The organism is Streptomyces monashensis (assembly GCF_001866665.1).
Lineage (GTDB): Bacteria > Actinomycetota > Actinomycetes > Streptomycetales > Streptomycetaceae > Streptomyces > Streptomyces monashensis.
On the sequence record NZ_MLYO01000034.1, the window covers coordinates 66,049 to 89,642 of the forward strand.

Annotated in this window: 19 protein-coding genes and 3 pseudogenes; 8 read left to right on the plus strand and 14 right to left on the minus strand. The window is 72.5% G+C overall.

Translation table 11 applies throughout. The features are described from left to right. Positions 1-19: 19 nt before the first annotated feature. Positions 20-871 carry a universal stress protein gene (locus BIV23_RS20770; protein ID WP_071382407.1) on the minus strand — a complete coding sequence of 284 codons (852 nt, stop codon included), beginning with the start codon at positions 869-871 and terminating at the stop codon, positions 20-22. Positions 872-910: 39 nt separating this feature from the next. Then, positions 911-1,612: pseudogene (locus BIV23_RS20775) on the minus strand (universal stress protein). 244 nt (positions 1,613-1,856) lie between these two features. Between BIV23_RS20775 and BIV23_RS20780 the strand changes: the two are divergent. From BIV23_RS20780 to BIV23_RS53955, 4 genes and pseudogenes are all read left to right on the plus strand, one after another. Continuing rightward, the gene (locus BIV23_RS20780; protein ID WP_071382408.1) at positions 1,857-2,531 is read left to right on the plus strand and encodes a CBS domain-containing protein; all 675 of its coding nucleotides are present in this window, start codon (positions 1,857-1,859) and stop codon (positions 2,529-2,531) included. 79 nt (positions 2,532-2,610) lie between these two features. Continuing rightward, entirely contained in the window at positions 2,611-3,309 is a 699-nt protein-coding gene (locus BIV23_RS20785) for a response regulator (RefSeq protein ID WP_071382409.1), read from the plus strand. A gap of 163 nt (positions 3,310-3,472) precedes the next feature. After that, positions 3,473-3,628 (plus strand): hypothetical protein, encoded by a 156-nt coding sequence (locus BIV23_RS50405; RefSeq protein WP_177239976.1) that lies wholly within the window; start codon positions 3,473-3,475, stop codon positions 3,626-3,628. A gap of 16 nt (positions 3,629-3,644) precedes the next feature. Further along, a pseudogene (locus BIV23_RS53955) lies at positions 3,645-3,695 on the plus strand (hypothetical protein); the annotation flags it as partial. Between the two features lie 414 nt (positions 3,696-4,109). Here BIV23_RS53955 and BIV23_RS20790 read toward each other — a convergent pair. From BIV23_RS20790 to BIV23_RS20800, 3 genes are all read right to left on the minus strand, one after another. After that, positions 4,110-4,565: a universal stress protein gene (locus BIV23_RS20790; RefSeq protein ID WP_071382410.1), complete on the minus strand. Its 456-nt coding sequence runs from the start codon at positions 4,563-4,565 to the stop codon at positions 4,110-4,112. A 151-nt stretch (positions 4,566-4,716) separates the two neighbouring features. Next, on the minus strand, positions 4,717-5,583 hold the full coding sequence (locus tag BIV23_RS20795) for a universal stress protein (RefSeq protein WP_079173268.1): 867 nt from the start codon (positions 5,581-5,583) through the stop codon (positions 4,717-4,719). 79 nt (positions 5,584-5,662) lie between these two features. Beyond that, positions 5,663-6,691, minus strand: coding sequence for an alcohol dehydrogenase catalytic domain-containing protein (locus BIV23_RS20800; RefSeq protein WP_071382484.1), 1,029 nt, complete (start codon positions 6,689-6,691; stop codon positions 5,663-5,665). A 194-nt stretch (positions 6,692-6,885) separates the two neighbouring features. On the opposite strand from BIV23_RS20800, the gene BIV23_RS20805 reads away from it, so the two are divergent. Further along, a complete protein-coding gene (locus tag BIV23_RS20805; RefSeq protein ID WP_071382412.1) occupies positions 6,886-7,806 on the plus strand; it encodes a pyridoxamine 5'-phosphate oxidase family protein in 921 nt (306 codons plus the stop codon). Positions 7,807-8,148: 342 nt separating this feature from the next. Here BIV23_RS20805 and BIV23_RS20815 read toward each other — a convergent pair whose 3' ends face one another. From BIV23_RS20815 to BIV23_RS20830, 4 genes are all read right to left on the minus strand, one after another. Further along, positions 8,149-9,663: an FMN-binding glutamate synthase family protein gene (locus BIV23_RS20815; protein WP_071382414.1), complete on the minus strand. Its 1,515-nt coding sequence runs from the start codon at positions 9,661-9,663 to the stop codon at positions 8,149-8,151. Between the two features lie 290 nt (positions 9,664-9,953). Further along, a complete protein-coding gene (locus BIV23_RS20820; protein WP_071382415.1) occupies positions 9,954-11,483 on the minus strand; it encodes an FAD-dependent monooxygenase in 1,530 nt (509 codons plus the stop codon). Position 11,484: 1 nt separating this feature from the next. Beyond that, the gene (locus BIV23_RS20825; RefSeq protein ID WP_071382416.1) at positions 11,485-12,621 is read right to left on the minus strand and encodes a glycosyltransferase; all 1,137 of its coding nucleotides are present in this window, start codon (positions 12,619-12,621) and stop codon (positions 11,485-11,487) included. 255 nt (positions 12,622-12,876) lie between these two features. After that, complete coding sequence (locus tag BIV23_RS20830) at positions 12,877-14,433, minus strand: FAD-dependent monooxygenase (RefSeq protein WP_071382417.1); 1,557 nt, start codon at positions 14,431-14,433, stop codon at positions 12,877-12,879. 653 nt (positions 14,434-15,086) lie between these two features. On the opposite strand from BIV23_RS20830, the pseudogene BIV23_RS20835 reads away from it, so the two are divergent. Beyond that, a pseudogene (locus BIV23_RS20835) lies at positions 15,087-15,821 on the plus strand (helix-turn-helix domain-containing protein); the annotation flags it as partial. Between the two features lie 94 nt (positions 15,822-15,915). Here BIV23_RS20835 and pdxR read toward each other — a convergent pair. Beyond that, on the minus strand, positions 15,916-17,562 hold the full coding sequence (pdxR, locus tag BIV23_RS20840; protein WP_071382418.1) for a MocR-like pyridoxine biosynthesis transcription factor PdxR: 1,647 nt from the start codon (positions 17,560-17,562) through the stop codon (positions 15,916-15,918). A gap of 21 nt (positions 17,563-17,583) precedes the next feature. Between pdxR and BIV23_RS20845 the strand changes: the two genes are divergently transcribed. Beyond that, positions 17,584-18,552, plus strand: coding sequence for a DMT family transporter (locus BIV23_RS20845; protein WP_071382419.1), 969 nt, complete (start codon positions 17,584-17,586; stop codon positions 18,550-18,552). Between the two features lie 210 nt (positions 18,553-18,762). Here BIV23_RS20845 and BIV23_RS50410 read toward each other — a convergent pair whose 3' ends face one another. Both BIV23_RS50410 and BIV23_RS20850 read right to left on the minus strand, forming a co-directional pair. Continuing rightward, the gene (locus BIV23_RS50410; protein WP_177239974.1) at positions 18,763-18,933 is read right to left on the minus strand and encodes a hypothetical protein; all 171 of its coding nucleotides are present in this window, start codon (positions 18,931-18,933) and stop codon (positions 18,763-18,765) included. Positions 18,934-19,005: 72 nt separating this feature from the next. Beyond that, complete coding sequence (locus tag BIV23_RS20850) at positions 19,006-19,353, minus strand: hypothetical protein (RefSeq protein WP_071382485.1); 348 nt, start codon at positions 19,351-19,353, stop codon at positions 19,006-19,008. Positions 19,354-19,558: 205 nt separating this feature from the next. On the opposite strand from BIV23_RS20850, the gene BIV23_RS20855 reads away from it, so the two are divergent. Then, positions 19,559-20,527 (plus strand): alpha/beta hydrolase, encoded by a 969-nt coding sequence (locus BIV23_RS20855; RefSeq protein WP_071382420.1) that lies wholly within the window; start codon positions 19,559-19,561, stop codon positions 20,525-20,527. Positions 20,528-20,574: 47 nt separating this feature from the next. Here BIV23_RS20855 and BIV23_RS20860 read toward each other — a convergent pair whose 3' ends face one another. After that, positions 20,575-21,858: a phosphatase PAP2 family protein gene (locus BIV23_RS20860; protein WP_071382421.1), complete on the minus strand. Its 1,284-nt coding sequence runs from the start codon at positions 21,856-21,858 to the stop codon at positions 20,575-20,577. Between the two features lie 187 nt (positions 21,859-22,045). After that, a complete protein-coding gene (locus tag BIV23_RS20865) occupies positions 22,046-23,533 on the minus strand; it encodes an FAD-dependent monooxygenase (protein WP_071382422.1) in 1,488 nt (495 codons plus the stop codon). Positions 23,534-23,594: the final 61 nt, after the last annotated feature.

Consider the following 23,594-nt stretch of genomic DNA (forward strand, 5'->3'; position numbering starts at 1 on the left):
AGCCATTTTGCCGGTTTGATCAGGAAAGTTCTGGTACGACGGCCACCGGGCACGCCGCGTGGTGCAGGACGCCGTGGGCGACGCGGCCGAGCTGGAGCCCGTGGCCGGGCCGGCGCCGGGCGCCGACGACGAGCAGATCGGCCTGCCGGGACACCGCGATCAGGGCGTCGCGGGCGTACCCCTCGACGGTGCGGCGGTCCACGTCGAGACCGGCCGGTGCGAACCGCAGGACCTCCTCCAGGATCTCGGCGGCCTGCCGCTCGTGCACGTCCGCCGGTTCACCGGTCGCGTGCACGGGCCGGCGCCATGCCCGTACGACCCGAAGCGGCACTCCCCGCAGCAGGGCCTCCTCGGCCGCGAACCGCGCGGCGGCCGATTCGGCCGGCTTCTCACCGGCGCCGAGGACGACCCGGCCCCGGATCCCGGCGCGGGCCTGGTTGTCGTGACTGCCGCGCAGCACGACGACCGGGCAGTGGGCGTGTCCGGCGACCGTCACGCTCACGGAGCCGAGCAGCGCCTCGGCGATCTCGCCGCGGCCACGGCATCCCAGCACCATCAGCAGGGCGGCACGGCTCTCGCGGATCAGCGCGTAGTCCGGCTCCTCGGGCAGCACCTCAGTCGTCACCTCGACGTCCGGTCGCCTGCGGCGGGCGCGGCGCGAGGCGACCGCCGCGATGTCCTCGATGAGCATGCGCTCGGGCGGCTCGTCCCGGTCGGGGGCGAGCAGTCCGCCCTCGTAGCGTTCCCACAGGGACGCGTGCACGAGCCGGAGCGGCGCCCCGCGCCGGGCTGCCTCGTCGGCCGCCCAGTCCACGGCCCGCAGACTCGGCTCCGAGCCGTCCACGCCGACGACGATCGGAAGGTCTGTCATGGTTCTCCTCTCCACTCTTCTCTTCTCATGCGCTCGGGCTCAGCCGTGCGGGACCACGGCGACGGGCGCCACGACGTGGTGCAGGACGGCATGGGTGACATGACCGATGTGGGCCCCGAGCGGGCTGGTGCGGACGCGCCGGCCGACCACGGCCAGGGAGGCGTCGCGAGCCGCCGTGACGAGGACCTGCGCGGCGCTGCCGCAGCGGCTCGCCTCGATGACGTCGACGTTCGGGAACTTGTGCCGCCAGGGCCGCTCTCCCTCGGTCAGGCGGCCGCCTGACCGAGGGAGAGCGTGCCGGAGAGTTCCGCGTCGCCGTAGAAGCGGTAGAAGGCGGTGGGCGGCTCGGGCCGGCCGTGCACGATCCGCAGGGGAGCGTCGCGGCGTGCGGCGGCGTCGAAGGCGAACTTCAGGAGCGTCTCGTCCACGTCGTCGGTGTCGAGGCCGACGACGACGGGCCAGGATCTGCGAGGGCTCGCCGTGGCTCTGCTCTGTGATCACCTCGAGGCCGGGGTGGCGCAGTCGCAGGCCCTCCGCGGCCTCGAACGGAATCCTCTCCGCCCAGTCCTGGCCGGTCTCGGTGCCGAGCAGCGGCGCCTGCGCCGCGGGCAGGGGCGCGGGCTCGAAGACATGGAGGATCTTCAGCGGCAGATCGCGCAGCCGCGCCTCGCGGGCCGCCCATTCGGCGGCGGCGCGGCTCTCGGGCGAGCCGTCGAGACCTGCCGTGACGACTCGGGTCATGGCCTCCACCTCCCGGGACGAGGTTTCCGGTACCAGCGTGGTGACACCGCCGTCGCGGGGTCAGGGGCCGCAGGTCCCTCCACAGAGCCGAACGGCCCCCTTGCGGACCATGAGGGACGCGCGCATGACACACGACACGGGCACCCGTCGACCCGCCCGGAGGGCCGAGTGGCCCCTGGCCGGCTTCCCCGCACCGGCACAGGCTGGTAAGGGCAGGACCGACCCAGAACCGGCGGAGTTCACCATGTACGGCACCTCGCGCATCGTCAGCGATGTCATGACCCAGACGGTCGCCGCCATCGGCCGCCGGGCCCCCTTCAAGGAGATCGTGCAGCTGATGCAGGACTGGAAGGTCAGCGCGCTCCCGGTGATCGAGGGCGAGGGCCGGGTGGTGGGCGTGGTCTCCGAGGCCGACCTGCTCCCCAAGGAAGAGCTGAGGGACGAACCCGATGCCGCCTACCGCCAACTGCGTCAGCCGGTCGACGTGGCGAAGGCCGAGGGCCTGACGGCGGGCGACGTGATGTCCTCCCCCGCTCTCACCGTAAGGGCGGCCGCCACCGTCGCCGAGGCCGCGCGGATCATGGCGCGGGGTGGCGTCAAACGGCTGCCGGTCGTGGACGGGGCCGGGCTGCTCCAGGGGATCGTCAGCCGCGCCGACCTGCTCACGGTCTTCCTGCGCGACGACGAGGACATCGCCGAGGAGGTCCGGCGGGAGATCGTGTCGTACCTCTTCCCGCTGTCGTCCTCGGCCGTTCAGGTGGAGGTGCGGGACGGCGTCGTGACGCTGGCGGGCCGCATCCGCGACCGGGCGCTGGTTCCGGTGGCCGCACGCCTGGTGCGGGCCGTCGAAGGGGTGGTGGACGTGCGGTTCGACCTCGTGCACGAGGACCCTGGCGTGAGGGGGGCCGGTCGGCCCTAGTGTGTACGGCGCCGACAGGTCATGATCAGCCTCACGGACACTCCGCAGTCCGTTCGCCACCGGGGAACGAGGGGTCGCCATGACCGAGCCACGCACCTTCACCGAGCAGGACCCGATCCGGGTGTTCCTGCTGGACGACCACGAAGTGGTCCGCCGTGGACTGACCGATCTGCTCGACGCCGAACCGGACATCCAGGTGGTCGGCGACGCGGACACCGCTGAGCACGCGCTCTCCCGCGGCCCCGCGCTGCGCCCGCACGTCGCCGTACTGGACGTCCGGCTGCCCGACGGCGACGGCATCACGGTCTGCCGCGAACTGCGCGACCGGGTACCCGGGTTGGCGTGCCTGATGCTGACCTCCTTCGACGACGAGGAGGCCCTGCTGGACGCGATCATGGCCGGGGCGTCCGGTTATGTCCTCAAGCAGATCAAGGGCTCGGACCTCGTCTCGGCGGTCCGCACGGTCGCCTCGGGGCAGTCGATGCTGGACCCCGCGACCACGGCCCGCCTCATGCGCTCCCTGCGGGATCCGGCCGCGACCCCCTCGATGCCGCCGGAGCTCGCCGGCCTGTCGCCCCGGGAGCGGGAGATCCTCGCCCTGATCGGCGACGGCCTGACCAACCGTGAGATCGGCAGGAAGCTGTACCTGTCGGAGAAGACCATCAAGAACCACATCTCGCGGATGCTGTCCAAGCTCGGCGTCCAGCGCCGGGTCCAGGCAGCCGTCCTCGCGTCCCACCTGGAGCCGCAGGGCTCGGCGGGGCACTCGGACCACTGAGGCCCGGGAGACGGCCGGCGACCTGCGTCCGCTGTTCCGAGGTCCGGCATGCCCGCGGTGGGGACCAATGGCCCCTGGTAGGCCGCCACCGCCAGGACCTTCGGTGGAATCGGCGGCGCCGCCCGCCCGCGGCACCGCGGGGAGCAGGGAGGAGACGAGAGCGATGACGGCCCCCGCACGGATGACGGCCCGGGCACGACGGCAGGGCGAGGACCGGGCCGCGCAGGCCATGGGCGGGCGGGCCGGGACAGTCGTACGCGAACGGGTGGACGGCGGCGGCGAGTTGGCGGCTGGAGGCTGCCGTGTCCCGGCCCGGTGACCGTCGGCCGGTCGTGGTGGGCGTCGATCCCGATCCCGCCCGGCGCACCGCGCTGGCGTGGGCTGCCGACGAGGCCGCCCGTCGTCGCCTGCCGCTGCGGGCGGTCCACGTCGAGGGGTGCCGACCAGAGGCCTGCGGGGGCGCGAGGTCCCGCCCTCCCGGACACGGCTGGGCGCCCTTCGAGAAGAACCCGGACGTCGCGCTGCCGGGCACGGCCCGCGACGAGCCCGCGGACGGACCGGCTGCGTGCGGGCCAGGCACTGGAGCGGGTCCTGCTCCAGGCCACCGCGGACGGGTTGGTCACCTCGGTCACGTCCCAGCCCTTGGAGTGGCCGGAGATCCGGTGGGCCGTGCGCGATCCCGTCTCGGACATGACGCACGACCGGACGGTGATCCGGCTCGGCCACGGGCCACGGCCGAACTCACCGGCACAGGAGCCTCGTGGCAGCCGGCTCGTGGAAGTCGGCACAAGGGCTCACGGTCATCGCCGCGGTCCCGAGGACGTGGAGCGCACGATCACGACCGGGCAGCTCGCGTGCTGCGACACGTGCTGGCTGACCGAACCGAGCAGAGCCCGGGCGAATCCGCCCCGCCCCCGGCTGCCGACGACGAGGATCTCGGCTCCCTCCGCGGCGCGCAACAGGACCTCGGCGGCGTTGCCGTGCACCACGTGAGGCCGGACCGAGCCGACCGCGTCCGCGCCGAGTACGTCGGTCAGTTCCTCGCGCAGCGTCTCCCGGGTTTCCTCCTCGTCGACCTCCATGTCCACCGCGGGCGCCGACCAGCCGTGCAGGCCAGGCAGCTCCCACGCCGCGACGGCGTCCACGGTTCCGTCCACCAGGCCGGCGTAACGCACGGCCCAGCGCAGGGCCTCGTACGAGGACGGCGACCCGTCGACGCCGACCACCACCCGGCGCTCGGAGACATCCCTGTCCATGCGTGCCGCCTCTCTTCTTCCGGCCTGTGCGGCTCGTCCGCCCTGTGTGCCGCCCGGCCGGTCCGGCCCCGTACTCCACGCTGCGGGACGCATCGCCGCACCGCCAGAGAAGTGCATCCGGGGGCATGACGGGGGGCTCTGGTCGATGTGGTCAGTGGCGCTGCGGCACGACCGCGACCGGGCATGAGGCGTGGTGCAGCAGGGTGTGGCTCACCCGACCCAGCTGAAGCCCGAGGAGACCCGCGCGGTGTCCCGCCCCGACGATCACGAGATCCGCGGCCGCCGACCGGTCCACGAGGATCCGGCCCGCCATGCCCTCAAGAGCGGCCCGGCACGTGCGGACATGCGGATACGCGGTGACCGCGTCGCCGAGCAGGTCGTCAAGCAGCACCGAGGCACGTTCCGCGTGAGCGTCGGCGGTCGCTGCCCGGGCACCGATCCGGTCGTGGGCGGGCCTGCGCCAGGCGCGCACCACGTCCAGGACGCAGCCGCGTACCTCGGCCTCGTGGAAGGCGAACCGCACGGCTTCCGCCCCCGTCTCCGCATCTCCGAGGCCGAGCAGGATCCGCTCGTGCGTACCCGCCAGGCCTGCCGGGTCGCCGCGCACCACGACCACGGGGCAGGGCGCGCGGGCCGCCACGGCCAGACCGACCGACCCGAGGAGCATGCCCTGGAGCCGCCCGCGCCCACGCGACCCCGTCACCAGCGCGAAGGCGTGGTCGCCCGCGCGCACGAGGGCGTCCGCCGCGTCCTCCGGGAGGATGTCGGTCATGACCTCGACCTCGGTGTCGCGCCGTGCGGCACGGTCGGCCGCGGCGGCCACGATGTGCTCCGCCAACACCTGCTCGGAGGAGCGCTCGTGGCCCACTGGCGGCAGGCCGCCCTCGTAGCGCTCCCAGAGGGAGCCGTACACCAGCCTGAGCGGAAGACCGTGGCGTGCGGCTTCGGCCACGGCCCAGTCGACCGCCCGCAGGCACGAGTCCGATCCGTCCACGCCCACGACCAGAGGGAGCGTCATGTTCCCCACCGCCTTTCACGGGGCCGCCGCGGCAAGCAGCCCGGGGCTCCAGCCCGCCATGCGGGGTGCCGGGGCCGGTTCACTCGCGGTGCAGTACGACCTTGAGAGCACCGGTCGTGGCGCCGTGCGCGAACAGCTCGTAGGCCTCTTCCATGCGGCCGAGACCGAAGGTGTGGGTGACCAGGGCGGAGACGGGCAGGCGTCCGCAGCGCAGCAGCTCCAGCAGCCATGGGGTGGCGGACGTGTCCACCTGACCGGTGCTGATCGTCACGTTCTTGCGCCACAGGGACTCCAGATGCAGCGTCGCCGGCTTGCCGTGCGAGCCGATGTTGGCGATGTGCCCGCCCGAGCGGACGGCCCGCGTGCACAGCACGAAGCCGTCCGGATCACCCGAGGCCTCGATGACCACGTCGGCGCCGGGCCCCTCGGACAGCTCCGCGATCATCGCGCCCGGCGACTCGGCGGCGTCCGCGCCGACCCTGAGCGCGGTCTCCAGCCGGGCGCCCGCCAGGTCCACGACGACGATCCGGCGGGGTGAGTAGAGCCGCGCCACGATCACCGCGGCGAGGCCGACGGGACCGGCGCCCACGACGACGAGGGTGTCTCCCGGAGACACGTGTCCGTTGCGGACCCCGACCTCGTAGGCGGTGGGGAGGAGTTCGGCGAGCAGGACCGCGTCGTCGAGCGGGAGATCGGACGGGCACCGGGTGACGGAGTGGTCGGCGAACGGCACCCGCACCAGCTCGGCCTGGGTCCCGCCGACCAGATTCCCCAGGATCCAGCCGCCGCCCCCACGGCACTGGCCGTACCTGGCCTCACGGCACTCCCCGCAGTCACCGCAGGCCGAGACGGACGACACGATGACCTGGTCCCCGGCACGCAGCCGGTGGACGTCGGCTCCGACGTCCACGATCTCGCCGACGGCCTCGTGGCCGAGGACCGTCCCTGGTCCCACGTCGGGAAAGTCCCCCCGCCGGATGTGCAGATCACTGCCGCAGACGGTGGTGGCGTCGATGCGTACGATCGCGTCGGTCGGCTCCTCGATCACAGGATCCGGGACGCTGTCCCAGGAGGTCTGTGCCGGGCCGTGGTAAACGAGCGCTCGCACGGTTCTCACTTCCTCGCTCCCCTCCTCCACGGTCACCCCCGCCGTACTCCTGGGCAACACGGCCGCCCGGGCGCTGTCGAGCGGGTCGAGGACGGCCATCACGCCGGCCGAGCCTCCCGCCCGTGCGACCGTGCGACCCCGCGCGCCGCGTGGCAGGTTGGATACAGCACCCCTGTGAGGAGAGGGCGGCGATCATGCGAGCTCACCTCGGCGACCTGCTCGTCATCGACAGCCCGACGACCGGCGCCACCAGGCGCGACGGCAAGATCGTCGGAATCCACCACGACGACGGAACGCCCCCGTACGACGTGCGTTGGTCGGACACGGACGAGGTCACCCTCGTCTTCCCGGGGCCCGACGCCCACATCCGTCACGTCGAGCAGAGCGGGCCGGCAGCCGCACAGGAGTCGCGGCCGGGCACGGACGAGGCGGAGGCCGTGTCGCTGACCGTGCCTCCGGCCGGGACGGCGAATCCCGGCGACATCGGCCGGCGCGTGGGGGTCGAACGCCGCAGGAAGGGGCTCAGCCGGGAGGAGACGGCCGGCCGCGCCCGGATGTCCCCCGACTACCTGGCCTACCTGGAAGAGCGGCCCGCGGATCCGACCCTGGCCACGGTCATCAGACTGGCCGACGCCCTGGGCACCACGGTCGCCGCACTGCGCGGCGGAGGCATGGATCTCCCACCGGGGCAGGGCCACGCGCTGCTCCACCCACAACTGCGGGATCTCAGCCCGGACGAATGCCGCGAGCTGCTCTCCACACACGGCGTGGGTCGCGTGGCGGTGTCGTCCTCCGACGGCCGCCCGGTCGTCGTCCCGGTCAACTACGAGGTCGTCGACGACGCCATCGCCTTCCGGACCGCACCCGGTTCCTCGCCGGCGGCCGCCGCGGGCAGGGAGGTCGCCTTCGAGGTCGACCACGTGGACGAGGCGCTGAGCCAGGGATGGAGCGTGCTCGCGGTCGGCCCCGCGAGCGTGGTGACGGAGCCCGATGCCGTACGCCGGCTCACCGAACGGGCCCACACCAGACCTTGGGCGGGTGGCGAGCGCGAGATGTGGGTGTCGATCCGGCCCACACACCTCACGGGCCGCCGAATCACTCCGGCCGGCCGGTAGTCGGCCGCGCGCCGGGACGGAGCCACGGCGCCTTCGCCTGCGCCGTCGCTGCCTCGTCCGCGGTGACGGGCATCCGTACGCCCCAGGGGTCGAGCAACACCGGAGCGCGGGCCGGTTGCCGGCTCCCGTTGTGCACGATGTGGACGCGGCGGTCACGCCGGCGGCCGAAGTGCGTGTGCTCGTACCCGGCCGGGACGCCGCCACGCTCATCGAAGTACCGGTCCCCGGAATGGGACGTGAGCGGGCGGCGGACACGGCACGGCACGGCACGGCACGGCACCGGCGGAGACTTCGGCGAGCTTCGCCGGTGCCACGAACGTCACCGCGTCCGCGTCGAGTTCCTCATCGTGTGAGCAGGGCCGTGATCTCCTCGGCGAGGTGCGGGCCGAGCTCGCCCCAGCCGTCCTTGTAGCCGTAGACGCCGGCCAGGGTGCGGGCCTCGTAGTCGCCGTTCATGATCTCGATGTCGTTGGCGGTGATGAGTGCCGGGTGGGCGACGCCGACGGCCGACGAGACCTTGGTCAGCTCCTTGCGCAGGGTGCGCAGGTAGACAGCGGCCCGGGTGGCCTTCGAGGCCGGGTCGAGGCCGCGGGCCAGCCACTGGTTCTGGGTGGCGATGCCGGTGGGGCACTTGTCGGTGTGGCACTTCTGCGACTGGATGCAGCCGATGGACAGCATCGCCTCACGGGCCACGTTCACCATGTCGGCGCCCAGAGCGAAGGCGACCGCGGCGTTCTCGGGCAAGCCGAGCTTGCCCGAGCCTATGAACGTCAGGTCGTCGGTCAGACCCAGCTCGGCGAAGGCGCCGTAGACCCGGGAGAAGCCCATCCGGAAGGGCAGCGACACCGAGTCGGTGAAGATCAGCGGCGCCGCCCCGGTGCCGCCCTCGCCGCCGTCGACGGTCACGAAGTCGACACCACGGTCGCCGCGCGCCATCAGCGTGGCCAGCTCCTGCCAGAAGCCCATCTCTCCGACCGCGCTCTTGACCCCGACCGGCAGCCCGGTCTCGGCGGCGATCAGTTCGACGAAGTCGAGCATCGAGTCGACGTCGCTGAACGCGGTGTGCCGCGACGGGGAGGCGCAGTCCTTGCCGACCGGGATACCGCGGATCTTGGCGATCTCCGGGGTCACCTTCGCACCCGGCAGCATCCCGCCCAGCCCCGGCTTGGCCCCCTGCGAGAGCTTGATCTCTATCGCCCTGACCGGGGCGCCGGCGACCACGTCCTTGAGCTTGTCGAGGTCGAAGCTGCCGTCCTCGTTGCGGCAGCCGAAGTACGCCGTACCGATCTGCAGGACGAGGTCGCCGCCGTTGCGGTGGTACGGCGACAGGCCGCCCTCGCCCGTGTTGTGCATCGTGCCCGCCAGTGCCGCCCCCTTGTTGAGCGCCGTGACGGCCGCGCCGGAGAGCGATCCGAAGCTCATCGCCGAGATGTTCACGACGCTCGCCGGCCGGAACGCCTTGGCGCGCCCGCGCGGCCCGCCCAGCACCTTCGCCGAGGGCAGCGGCGCCTGCGGGTCGTGCGCGTCGGGCAGAGGTCCGGCGAACGTGCGCTGCTTGAGGTAGGCGTGCCCCTGCACATGCTCGACGTCGACGTCGGTGCCGAACCCGAAGTAGTTGTTCTCCTCCTTCGCCGACGCGTAGATCCAGGAACGCTGGTCACGACTGAACGGCCGCTCCTCCTCGTTGGAGGTCACGATGTACTGCCGCAGTTCCGGCCCGATCGTCTCCAACAGGTACCGGGCGTGCCCGATCACCGGGAAGTTCCGGAGCAGCGCATGCCTCTTCTGGACAAGGTCGCGGGCAGCCAGAAGCGCCACCGCTGTTGCGGCGGCCGCACCGATCCTCCGAGCCTGCATGACCGTTCCTCCTCCATGCACGACACCATCGTCGTGCGGTGGAGTCGTTGTGTCGTCTTGGGGCGTTGAGCGTGGGACGTTGAGCCTTGGACGGCGGGCGCGGCCAAGCTGGCGTCAGCGTCCGTCGAAGAAGGCGAAACGATATTAAGAGGGCGCGCGGACAGGCCTGTGGTCAGGGGGCCGTACTCCCTGAACGGTGAACTCGCCGACACCGGCGTCGCAAGGCGGCGCCGGCGCATGAAAGGCTCCTCGGTCCTCCCAGCGCTCCTCGGGCTCGATGCCACGGTCGGTCACTGTCCGGGCGCGGCCCCGGCGCGGGTGCACCATCGGCCCAGGTAGGCCGTCACCTCTTCGGGACTTCTGGTCTGCAGGGCGATGTGCAGGTCTGGGCGTACAAGTACCAGGGACTGGTCGGGTAGTTGGCGTGAGGCGTGCGTCGGGGACACCGCGCGGACGGTGACCGGCAGGGAGCAGGAGGCCAGTGCCGGGGCGGGTGGGGGGCGTTCGCCGACCGAGAGCAGGGTCCAGTGCCGGTAGGAGAGCAGGGTATGCAGGCTGTGTGCACGGCCGTCCGCCCACACCTGCTGGTCGGGCATCCGGTCACCGCCTCCGTGCGCCGACAGCGGGCTTCCCCGGTGGTCCAGGTCCAGGTCGGCGAGCCGGCCGCGGATGCGGTCGGCCGCCCAACGGGTGCCCAGTACGTGACGGCCGACCAGGCGCATCGTCAGCAGGACCCGCCATGTGCCGGGGGATTCCAGCACGTCACGCCGGGTACGGCGCATCACCCGCAGGGCGGTGCGCCGTTGCTCGGTGGAGTAGGTGTCCAGCAGCTCGGGCGGGGCCCAGCCGCGTACCACACTGGCCAGTTTCCAGGCCAGGTTGTGCGCACCGCGCAGGCCGGTGTTCAGTCCGCGTCCGCCGATCGGCGCCCACAGGTGCGCGCTGTCCCCGGCCAGCAGGGCCCGTCCGGAGCGCAGCGAGCGGGCGAAACGGTCCTGGAAGCGGGCCCGGTTGGTCCACTCCGGCAGTGTCGGGGTGAGCCATACGTCGGAGTCGTGTGCGGCGCGCATCAAGAGCTGTCGCATCTCCTCGACGGTCACCGGGGTGAGCGGTGTCGAGTCCGGTTCGCGGGTGAAGGCGAAGCAGCGGTAGCCGCCTCCGGGGCGGGGCGCGCAGCCGAGCGACAGGTCCTTGTCCAGCAGGAGGTAGGTGCGGTCGCCGTGGTACGGCAGCCTCCAGTCCACCTTCGCGTTGATCTGCGCGACCTGCAGATGGCGCCGCGGACCGCCGTCGAACGGCAGGCCGGCGGCCTTGCGCACCAGGCTGTGCGAGCCCTCGCAGCCGACCACCCACGCGCAGCGCAGCGTCTGCGGCCGGCCGTCCGCGCGGCGGACCTCGACCTCGGCCGCGTCCTCGGCCATCCGGACCGCCGTCGCCTCGGTCGACCACTCGATCGCGCCGCCCACCTCTGTGAGCCGTTCCGCCAGCAGCCGCTCCACCGCGTCCTGTTCGATCGAGAGGGGGTTGGGCCAACGGGTGCCGCTCGCGGTCAGGTCGAGGACTCCGACCGTCCGTCCCTGGACGAACAGCTCGGTCGAGTCGAGCGACACTCCTTCCTCGACGAACCGCTCGGCGCAGCCGAGGTCGGCCAGCACTTCCATGGCCCGGTGCCAGACGATGCCGGCGCGGGCCTCGCGCTTGCCGCTGTCCTGCTTCTCCAGGAGCCGTACGCGCAGCCCGTACAGACGCAGTCCGACCGCGAGGGCCAGGCCCGTCGGTCCGGCGCCGACGATCACGACGTCGCAGTCGTCCTGTGCCATCTCACGCTCCCCCGCTCGCGATCTTCTCCAGGTCACCCACCGCCGCCTGGATCGGTGGGAGGCCGAGCATCCGCCGTTGGGCGTGGCGGCAGCGTGCGGACACCTCGGGGTCGTCCAGCACCTGGCGGCACACCGCGGCCGCCTCGTCCGGCGAGGGGATACGGCGGCCCAGACCGAGTTCCTCCACCCGGTCGGCGTTGGCGGGCTGGTCGCCGAAGCCGGGCAGCACGGCCATCGGCACCCCGGCCCCGACCGCCTCCCTGATGCTGTTGTATCCACCGTGGGTGACGAGGAGTTGGGCGCAGCGCAGCAGCATCGGCTGCGGTACGCGGTCCGCCAGGTGCACATGGCCCGCGGCCCGCGGGCGCTGCACGGGGATGCCGCCGGTCGCCACCACCGCCTGGCAGTCGAGCTCGGCCAGCCCGGCGACGATGGCGTGGAGCAGGGCCGGCACGTCCAGCACGTCGTGCGGGACGGCGGGCAGTACGGTCCCGATCGCGGCGACCACCAGTGGCCGGTCGGCGGGGAGTTCGGCCACCCATGGCGGCAGTACGGCACCGGGATCGATCTCGGAGGGTTGTCGGTAGCGGTAGGACCTGCACGTCGGATGGCGGGCGAAGGAGAACTCCGGGGGCATGCAGTCCAGCCGGCCGTACCGGTGGATGGCGTCGGGGTCGTCCTCGGCCGGTAGTCCGAGCGTGGCGCGCCGATGGTTGAGCTGCGGTTGCAGCGCCGCGGGGTGAAGGTGGTTGGCCGCTCCCGAGGGCGCGGCCAGGTGCGGCAGCCCGAGTGTCTCGGCCACCAGATATCCGGTGAACTCGCCGCCGTCCCGCATGACCAGGTCGGGTGCGAACGAGCGGGCCACGGGCAGCAGTGTGCGGTAGCTGTCGACGAGATGGGCTCCGGCGAACAGGTCCAACGCGCGGCGCTCGGGCGGTCCTTCGGCCTGCGGCGAGAAGGTGGTGTGCGGATCGGTCAGCAGCGGTTCCCGCCGCACCGGCAGGCTGTCGAACGACCCGAGCAGGTGAGCCGGGGCCGCGACGAGCACCTGGTGGCGCGCTGCCGCGAGCGCCGAGACCAGAGGCAGCACGGCGTTCACATGGGAGGACGATCCGGTGACGGTGACGAGGACGCGCATGGTGACAACTCCTGCCGGTGATCGGTCGGTTCGGTGCGTGGCGTACCGGACTGGGGGCACGGCGGATGGGAGTGGGGACATGGCGGACGGGCCCGCCGGGTGAGTGGCGGTTGCGCGGTGCGGAGGCCCGCGCGGAACGTGCGACGTGCGGCTACGTTCCGGGTATTCGGGCAGGCGGCGCGCCCCTGGCAGGCCTCCCGAGGGCGCCAGGGCCGCCGGGTCGGCTCGGGCAGGCGCTGCCGGACGGGCCGAACGTCATCGCCGTCCCCCGCGCACGGTGTCCACCAGGGCACCGGGGTCAGCCGGCAACTCGGTGCCGTGCCAGGCGACATGGCCGTCGGGCCGGATGAGCGCGTACGGGCTGGCGTAGAGCGGGGCCCGGGTCAGTGCGAACGGGACCCGGCGAGCGCCGAAGGCGCGCGCCAGGGCGTCGAGTGCGGGCAGGTCGGCGTGGGGATCGGAGGCGACCAGGTGGAAGGCGTGACCGAACAGGTCCAGGCTGGAGGCACCGTACCCCAGCCGGACGTGCGGGGCCCGGCCGCCGGCCACGAGGTCGGCGCACCAGTCGTGTGCGGTGCGGCCGTCCGGGACGATCACCGGGGAGGCGTAGCGGTAGCCGAAGTGCATGTCCGGGGCCTCGAACTCGCGCCGCACACCGCTGCGTTCGATGGCCCGGGCGAGTCGCGTCCGCGCCGTGGCGCCCTGGGCGGTGTCGAGCAGGATCTCGGTGGGCAGGCGGCGGTCCAGGGTGCGGCGGAGGTTGCCGTCGGCCTCGGTCAGACTGATTTCCGCCACGGGGCGACGTTCCTGCTCGTAGGAGTCGAGCAGTGCGGGACCTGCCCAGCCGGCGAGTTCGGCGGCCAGCTTCCAGCCGAGGTCGGCCGCGTCGGCGATGCCGGTGTTCATCCCGAAGCCGCCGGAGGGCGACAGCGTGTGGGCGGCGTCCCCGGCCAGCAGCACCCGGCCGTGGCGGTAGCGCTCGGCGACTCGGTGGGTCAGGTGCCAGACGTTGTCCGAGAGCACCTCGATGGGTGTCTTCAGGGCGATCGCCGACCGGATGGCCCGGATGGGGTCGGCCGAGGTGCGGTGGCCGACGGTCAGCCGGTACAGGTCCCTGCCGTTCATCGCCCGCAGCGGGTAGCGCAGGTCCGGGGGCTGGGTCAGGAAGTACACCAGGGCGCCGCCCGGGCCGAGTTGCTCGCGGAGGCGAGGAGCACGGAAGAGTATGTTGCGGAAGACCCGCGTCGGGCGCCGGGGCGGTGCCGCGATCCGCAGGGCGGTGCGCACGCGGGAAGCGGCGCCGTCACAGCCGACGAGGTAGCGGGCCCCGATGTCGAGGCGGCTGCCGTCCGTCAGGTCGGTCACGGTGGCCAGGACCTGGCGGTCGTCCTGGACGAAGGACTCCAGTCGGCACTCGCGCCGCAGCACCTCGGGGCCCACGGCCTCGGCGAGGAGCGGGAGCAGCCAGTGCTGCGGGCAGACCTGCTCGGGTTCGGGGGTGTAGGGCAGGGCCGGACGGGAGTCGGTGGTGCCGAAGCCGAGCCGATGGATCTCGTGCCCGCCGACCGCCGTCACCCAGGCGATGTCGAGCGAGTGGTCACCGGGCCAGCCGGTCTTGCGAATCCGCTCGGCCAGGCCCCAGCGGCGCATCAGCTCCATGGACCGCGGGCCGACGGTGCCGACTCTGGGATGGCGCACCCGGCCGTCGGTGGTCTCGAGGACCAGGCAGGACACACCCCGGGAGCGCAGGTCCAGGGCGAGCGCCAGTCCGACCGGCCCGCCACCGATGATCAGTACTTCGGTCTCGTTCACAGTGCCTCCGCGTCCCCGAGGAACCCGTCAGCGTGAAGGGCCGTGGACTCCGCTGTGTTCAGGGGCAGTTGCTCACAGTTCGCAGCGCGCGCAAGAGCGGTCACCGCATCGCATCGGTCGCGGCATTCATCGAGGGGGCGGCACAGCGATCTGTCCGGACTCCCGCAAAAGTACTGCACCACAGGCTGATCCCGGAGCGGACGGACCTGCCGAACAGTTGCAGGATGGTGCGACCGGCGCAGTCACCTCATCATTCACGCCGTCCACGACGGCCGAGCGCGCGGGCGCACCTGCCCGCCTGCCGTCCGTCGCGCTGGGGTCATGGACCGCGGACACTGCTCGACCGGCTCGCCACCACGGGCTGCTCCCGGGTCGCGATCCACTTCGGGCTGCTCCCGGGTCGCGATCCGCTTCGACGTCGGCACCGTCGACGTCACGGAGGGCAGCCTCACCGACGCCGAGGCCGGCCGGTCGCCCGTGACCTGCAGGGCGCCGCCGACGCGGATCGTGGCCGACACCGGCGCCACCGCCGCCCGGTCGGCCCTGCCGGTGCCGCGCCGGTGTCGCTCGATGTCAATAGCCCACCGTGAAGCGCCGGTTGAGGTGCCGGGGAGTCTCGATCTCGTCGACGAGGGCGGCGACGTAGTCCTCGCTTCCACACCCTGACCCTGTTCACCGAGGGAAGCGGCGAACACTCCGTCGACTTCGTCACGTACCCGTGCCGCCCCGGCACACTGCTGTGGGTCCGCCCCGGCCAGGTCCAGCGCTTCGGCTCCCCGGGCGCCGCGAACGGCCCGCATCTGCTGTTCACCCCGTCCTTCCCGGCCCGTGTCGCCGGCACCGACCGCCTGACGCACGGGTGACACGGTCCTGTCTGCCGCCAACTCGGCACCGGCCGTGACCACGCCACCCTGTCCACCTTGCTGGACCAGCTCCGGGCCGGATACGCCCGGCCGCCCGGCGCGGTGTCACAGGAGATCCTCCAGCTCCTGCTCGCCACGCCGCTGCTGCACATCGATCGCCTGCCCGGACAGGACGAGGCAGGCGACCCGCGCTTCGGCGGTGAGATCTACGCCCGCTTCCGCTCCGAGCTCGAACGGTCCTACGCCACGACCCGCCGCGCCGAGGACTACTCCCCGCACCTGGGCTACACCGTCAAGCCCCTCACCCGGGCCTGCCCGGCCGCCACCGGCCGACCCGTCAAACAGGTCATCGACGCACGGGTGGCCCTGGAGGCACAGCGGCTGCTGGCGCACACCGACACGCCGGTCGCGGTCATCGCCCGCCGCCTGGGCTTCTCCGAGCCCACCAACTTCGGCACGTTCTCCACCCGGCACACCGGCAGCCCACCCGGCGACTTCCGCCGCGCCCACCAGGGCCCGCAATGACCTCGCGAGCCTCGCGACGGGAGGGGACACATCCAGACCGCGTCGACGGGCCGGCCCCTACGGCGATACGGCACTCCGTGCGCGTGCACCCGGCTCAGGCGAGCAGATCCCTCAGCGCGGAGCCGATGACGGCGATGCCCTCGTCGAGCTCGTGCGCGGGGCCCGCCGCGTAGCCGAGGACCAGGCCCGGCGGGCCGGGGGTGATGCGGTGCCAGGACAGTGGGTGCGCCTTCACGCCCTCGGCGAGAGCTGCCGCCGCGAGGTCCGTGTCACGAAGGCCGTCGCCGCGGGCCGCGCCCGGCGGGTTGCCGAAGGTGACCGTCAGATGCAGGCCGGCGGCCGCACCGTGGACGTGGGCGCCGGGCAGATGCTTCTCGATCGCGCGCAGCATCGCGTCCCGGCGTCGGCGGTGGCGTTGCCGGACATGGCGCAGGTGCCGTTCCAGCTCACCCGAGTCCATCAGACGGGCCAGGACGAGCTGGGTCAGGACGCCGTTGCCGAGGTCGGCGTACCGTTTGGCCGTCACGACCGCGTCCAGCCGGTTCTGCGGTACGAGCAGCCAGCCCACGCGGAGCGCGGGGGCGAGCAGTTTGGACACGCTGCCCGCGTAGCACACGCCTTCGGGCATCAGCGAGCGCAGTGCCGGCACCGGCGGCCGGTCGTAGCGGTGTTCGGCGTCGTAGTCGTCCTCGATGACCGTACCGCCGTCGGCCGCCCATTTCAGCAGTTCGCGGCGGCGTTCGCCGTCGAGGACGACACCGGTGGGGAACTGGTGGGCCGGGGTCAGCAGCACCGCCCGGGCGCCACTGGCACGCAGTGCTCCGACGTCGAGGCCGGCCGCGTCCACGGGAACGGGCACGACCTCGTGGCCGCCGTACTCCAACTGCTGGCGCGCGCCGAGCGAACCGGGATCCTCGACGGCGATCCGGCGGATCCCGTCCGCCGCGAGGATCCGCCCGAGCAGGCCGAGCGCCTGTGCCACGCCCGCGACCACCACGACCTCGTCCGGTGTGGCGCGGATGCCCCGGTTGCGGGCCAGCCAACCGACGACCGCCGTGCGGAGCGCGGGGGCGCCGCGGGGGTCGCCGTAGCCGAAGTCGGCCGGGGTGACACCTGCGAGGACAGCGCGTTCGGCGCGCAGCCAGCTCGTGCGGGGGAACGCGGCGAGGTCGGGCACGCCCGGGGAGAGGTCGATACGGCTGGGCAGGGCGCGCAGAGCGTCGACGACGCCCTCGCGGTCACCGGAGCCGAAGAGCGCGGCCCCCGGCCCGGGTGAGGCCGCGGCACGGTCATGGTCACGGGACATGGCCGTGGCGCGGGCGCGGTCTCGGTCGCGGGGCATGGCCGTGCCGCGGACGTGGGGTGGGGCAGGCGCCGCCACGACCACCGTGCCCAGCCGGCCGCGCCCGGCGATCTGTCCCGACTCGGCGAGCCGCCGGTACGCCTCTGTGACCACGCCGCGGGTGACGCGCAGTTCCGCGGCGAGTACGCGGCTGGCGGGCAGCCGTGCGCCGACGGGCAGCCTGCCGTCAGCGATGGCCGACCGCAGCCGGTCGGCCAGCCAGGCCGTACGTCCGCCGGGTGGTGCCTGCCCGATGTCCAGCTGGAGGAAGTCCGAGCCGACACCCGCGTCGGCGGCGGGTGTGGTGTCCGCCGGCGCCTCCGCCCCTGTCCTCGTGGCCGGGTGCGATTTTTTGGACCCCTGGACCGACGACGCTGTGGACCTGCTCATGACGTCCATTGTGGAGGCAGCCTGGACGCCATGAACACACCTTCCGCTTCGTTCACCCAGCTCTTGCCGGGCATGGTGGGGATGGCGCTGGTCGGCAGCAGTGTGACCGTCTCGCACACACTCGTCGGCGCCCCGCTGTTCACCACCCAGGCCGTCCGGTACGCGGCCGCGACCGTGATCCTCCTGGTCATCGCCCGGCTCACCGGTGCGCGCCTGCTCCGGCCGCGCGGCCGCGAGTGGCTGTGGCTGGCCGGGATCGCCGTCACCGGGCTGGTCCTGTTCAACGTGGCCGTGGTCCGGGGCGTCGCCCACGCGGAACCGGCGGTGATCGCCGTCGCGGTCGCCTGTGTACCGGTGGTCCTCGGCGTGGCGGGCCCGTTCCTGGAACGGCGCAGGCCGAGCCGGCAGGTCCTGTGGGCGGCGCCCGTCGTCATGGCGGGCGCGGTGCTGGTCGAAGGAACCGGCCGCACCGATGCCGTCGGCGTGGCGTGGGCGATGCTGGCCCTGGGCTGCGAGGCCGCGTTCACGCTGTTCGCCGTGCCCGTGCTCCGTCGGCACTCGCCGTGGGGCGTGTCCGTTCACGCGATATGGCTGGCCGCCGTGATGCTGGCCGCCCTCGGCGCGATGCGGGAAGGGCCGTCGGCGCTCGGCGAGTTGACCGGGCTCCAGTGGGCGGCGGTCGGATATCTGGCTCTGCTGGTGACGGCGGTCGCCTTCGTCCTGTGGTACTCGACGGTACGCGCCGCCGGGTCCGGGCGAGCCGGGCTGCTCACCGGCATCGCACCGCTCGCCGCGGCCGCCGTCGGCACCGTGACGGGCAGCGGCACGCCGAGTCCCTCGGTATGGCTGGGCATCGCCGTTCTGATCCTCGGCCTGATCGGCGGCCTGCGCCCACGCGACGTCCCGGCCGAAGAGGTCACGGGCCCGGCCTGTTCGGCCACGACCGCTCCCCCACCCACGTCGGCTCGCCGTCGACGGTCAACTCCGGTACGCCGGTGACGACTTCGTCGCGATGTCGGCTGCGGTGGACGGTCTCAAGCGGGTGACGAACGGGAAGGTGACCCCATGCGCGGCCGGCAGCAGGTCACAGGAAGGCGAGGCACCCGGCGCCGTGGGCTACCGCGGGGGGCCGCGCCAGCCAGTGCAGGAACGCCTGTGCTCACCTCGAACGCCCGGGACGCACCCGTGAGCGCGGCAGGCAGCGGCCGCTCACGCCGCCCAGCCGCGCAGGGCGCTGAAGTCGACGGCCCGGTCCGCCTCCCGGTGAATCTGTATGCTCACCCGGTTGACCTCCGTGGGGACGTCACCCAACTCCTCGACGAGGCGGGCGTAGATGGGGGTCTCGCTCAGCATCCAGTTGACGCCGTCCTGATGGTTCACTGCTGCAACACTCTCCCCGTTGGCTGACACGGGCAGTCAGTGTACGGGGTGCGCCGAAGCCACAGTGGCCGCCTACGGCAAGCCCGGCCGGAAGCGGAGCGCCGACCAGGTGTCGTCGATGGCGATCTGTCGCACCGGGCGCACGCCCTGCTCGGACAGCGCGGCGGCCAGGGTGTCGCGGTTCAGATCCGTGCCGAGCCTGCCGCCCTTCGGGTACGCCACCCAGGCGAGGGCATCGCGCCGGGCGGCGGCGAGCGCGGCCTGCGCACCCGCCCCGGGAAGGTCACCGGCGGTGGTCACGAAGGCGAGCACGGCATCGGCCGAGGCCGCGTCGCCCACGGACTCGAACTCCAGCTGGACGTCGTCGGGCCTGCCCAGCACGACGACACTCTGACCAGGCTTGATTTGCAGCTTACTCATGACGGACACCCTCCGATCCTGCCATCCGGGGTGCGGCGTCGCGCGCCAGGGGTGCAGCAGCCGGCGTGCGGTCCAGCCACGTCCCATGGCCTCCCGATGCACGTGGCCACACCACACGACGCCGAGACCGCGTGCATGTGTTCAGCACATATCCGGGCTGCGCGTCGCGGGCTATCGTGCGCGACGAGAGAGGGAGTTGCCGAAGATGACACGTGATGTCGAGGCCTGTTCCCGCGCATCAGCGACGGACACCGATGGGTACGAAGAGCTGAGCGTGCCCGTCGACGGCGGTGAACTCGCCGTGCTGCGCTGGCCCGCGGCCGACGCGGACGCCCCCGTCGTGCTCGCGCTGCACGGCATCACCGCCAACGCGCTCTCCTGGGCCCGCGTCGCCCACCACCTCGCCGGCCGCGCCACCCTGCTCGCTCCCGACCTGCGCGGCCGGGCGGCCGACAGGTCGCTGCCGGGGCCGTACGGGATCGCCGCGCACGCCTCGGACGTGGCCGCGATCGCCGACGCGTTCGACCTCCAGGAGGCGGTACTCGCCGGCCACTCGATGGGTGCGTTCGTCGGCGCCGTCACCGGCGTGCACCATCCCACGAGGTTCGCCTCACTCGTCCTCGTCGACGGCGGGCTCGGCTTCCCCGCGCCGGCCCGTCTGGACGCGGATGCCCTGCTCGACGCCGTCCTCGGCCCGGCGATGAACCGGCTCACCATGATCTTCCCCGACCGGCAGGCCTACCGTGACTACTGGCGGAGCCATCCGGCTTTCTCCGGCTCCTGGTCGCCGTGGGCGGACGCCTACATCCAACGCGATCTCGTCGGTGCGGAGCCCCGGTTGCGCTCGTCCTGTGTCCTGGACGCCGTCCGCCTCGACGGCACGCAGGTGCTGTGCGATCCGGACGTCCTGGCTGCGGTACATCAACTGTCCCTGCCCACACGCCTGTTGTGGGCCGAGCGCGGTCTGCTGAACGAACCGCAGGGGCTGTACGACGAGCAACGGCTGGCCGCCGCGGCCCTCGACCCAGTCCGGATGACGACGCACCGGGTGCCCGGCGTCAACCACTACACGGTGCTCATCGGCGACGCCGGGGCTCGTACGGTCGCCGGCCATCTCCTGGACGCCTGCCATGTCCTGGACCTCGCCGAGCACTCCGACTGCACAGGGTCCTGACGAGGCGCCGGGAGTCGGGCGGCACCGCCGTACGGGGCCGCCCGCTCTCAGGCCGGTTCGGGTTGTGGTTCCGGCTTCCGCACCGGTGCGGAAGCCGGCTCCCACAGTCTGGTGGTCCGCAGGTAGCCGACGACCACGGACCCCGTCGCCGCGATGAGCAGCGGTCCGAACACCCACGGGTGCTCGGCCATCTTCATGGGCAGACAGCGATACGACGCCAGGAGCACGGCGAAGACGGTCGCGCCCTGGGCGACGAGTCGGGCCCCCGCTCGGTCCCAGCCCCGTGCGAACGCGCGCAGGGCCGCCTCGACCGTGAGCGCGAACACCACGCCGGCGAGGAGATCCACGCCGTAGTGGTAGCCGAATCCCAGCGTTGCCCCGAGCGTGGCGACCAACCAGAAGGTCCCCGCGTAGCGCAGAATTCGCGGGCCCTTGCGGGAATGCACGAAAATCGTGGTGGCCCAGGCCGTGTGCAGGCTGGGCATGCAGTTGCGCGGGGTGATCTCGTCGAACGGTATCGGGTGCGGGGCGTTGATCGGCGGCGGTGTGTCGGGCCACAGGTTGGCCACCGCCCAGTTTCCGCCCTCGGCGCCGTAGGCGAAGACCGGCCCGACCACCGGGAAGACCATGTAGACGGCCGGCCCGAGGAGACCGATGACCAGAAAGGTCCGCACGAGATGATGGCGCGGGAATCGCCGCTCGGCCGCCACATTCCGCAGCTGGTACATCGCGACGACGACCGCGGCCACCGCGAGCTGGATGTAGACGTAGTCGAGAACGTGGCCACCGATCGGGCCGGTGGCCCGGACGATCCGGCCCGCCACCCATGACGGGTTGCCCAGCGCGTGATCGGCGGTCGCCGCGTACTGGTCGAACACCGCCGGGCGGGTCTTCGAGGTGACGAGCAGCCAGGCGTCACCGGTCTTACGGCCGGCCACCAGCAGCAGTCCCAGGCCGACGCCCTTCAGCAGCAGGACACGTTCGCGCCCCGTACGGCGTGTGACAGCGATGACCGCTTGCCCCAGAATCACCCACAACGCCCCGTTTCCGAAGGGGTGCCCCTCGGTGATCCTGATGCCGGCCGCCCACCGCACCACCAGGAGCGCGACGTCGATGCCGACCGCGACACCGAGTGCGATGAACCGCTGCCGCCAGGTGAGCACCACCATCGTCAACGCCAGGCTGGCGTACAGCAGAAATCCCGACTTCGGGGGGAATATCACCTCTTTCGCCTGATTGGTGATCGGCCCCGGCAGGCCGTAATGACGGGCGGCGATCTCCAGCGAGACGAGGAACCCGAGGGCCACCGCGCCCGCCGCGGCCCACAACATCCCCCGCGGGCGGCGCCGGTCAACGAACCTTGTTCTGCTATCTATTCGCGAAAGCACCCGCGATGTTCTGGATATCAATTATCTGGCCGATGTGTGAGTTGTCGATCAATTGGTCACTCGTCGTGCCGGGCGGCGTGGCTTTCCGACGAGCGGCGCGCGAAGAGGTCACCTTCGCTCGCGAGTTCGATCATGTTATCCGAGCGGTGCGGGTGGATTCCGTGAGCGGCGGTTCGAACCACGTCTCCAGTGCTTCGTGCAGGCCGTCGCCCGTGGTGCCCTGCCAGGCGACATAGCAGTCGGGGCGGAGCAGCAGGGCCGATTCGAGGTGCGGGAGGGTCGCCGTGTCGACGTGTGGCGCCCAACGGCCCGTGTCGAGGGTGCCGGTGGGGTCCAGGAGGAGGGGACGGCCACCGCGGGTGAGTTCGCGCAGTCCCGGCAGGTCCGGTGCCCAGCGGCCGACGAGCGGGCCGGTCGCCGGTCCCATGTCGTACGTAATGTCCGCGCCGGACAGCAGCTCCGCGATGTGCCGCCGTGTCTCGGGCCGGGCGAGCAGTTCGCCGAACAGTTCACGCAGGGCGGTGACTTCACCGCCCGGGCGCGTCATGAGGGACTGGGCCCGGGTGTGCATGGCGACCCGCCGCGCGGCCGGGAGCCGTTCCGACTCGTAGGTGTCCAGCAGTCCCTGCGGTGCGCGGCCGCGCAGTTGCGCGGCCAGCTTCCAGCCGAGGTTCATCGCGTCCTGGAGCCCCAGGTTCAGCCCCGGGCCGCCGATCGTCGCGTGCACGTGTGCGGCGTCCCCGAGGAGGAACACGCGGCCCGCGCGGTATCGGCTCGCGATCCGGGTGTTGCCACCGGCCAGCCGTCGCATCAGGTGCGGTCCCGGTCCGGTCGGCGGGGCGAGGGGAACGTTCACACCGAGGACCCGGGAGACACTGGTCCGAAGGTCGTCGAGCGAGACCTCGCCCCCGGCCGGCTGATCCCACTCCGTGGTGCTGATCAACGGATCGCCGCCCGGGAACGGCGCCCAGCTGACCAGGCCGTGTGCCGTGCGCAGATGCCGGAACGGCGGTATGTCCCCGAAGCCCGGGACGGACAGGCTGCCGTCGCTCCCGACCGACCCCGGGGGCACGCTCACATGCCCGCTGCGCGACACCGAGTCGTCCACGGTCACCCCGGGGAACTCGATCCCGGCGAGCTTGCGGACCAGGCTGTGTCCGCCGTCGGCGCCGACCAGGAAGGCCGCCTCCACCTGCTCCCGCCCGCCCAGCTCGACGATCACCGACTTCTCCCTCTGGGTGAGGCCGGTGACCTCTTGGCCGAGACGCACCTCGACGCCCAGTTCGGCCGCGCGCTCGGCGAGCATCCGCTCGATCCGGCGCTGGGGCACCGCCAACGTGCAGAGCGGGTGGTCCGGCAGATCGCTCAGGTCGAGCGGGAACGCCCCGAAGGTGAACCCGGGGACCGGCCGGGGTCGGGCTCCGGGTGCGGTCAGCCGTTCGTAGAGTCCGCGCCGGTCCAGCATGCGGACCACCTGGCCGACGAGGCCGTTCGCGCGGTGCTCGCCGGACGGCTCGGTGCGGCGTTCCAGGACCAGCGGGCGTGCGCCGGCCAGGGCCAGCTCGCAGGCCAGCATCAGGCCGTTCGGCCCAGCGCCCGCGACAACGACGTCGATCATGGACAAGTTCCTTTACGGGCAGGGGACATCGGCTCGGGCGCCTGCCGGGCTGTCCGTCCGC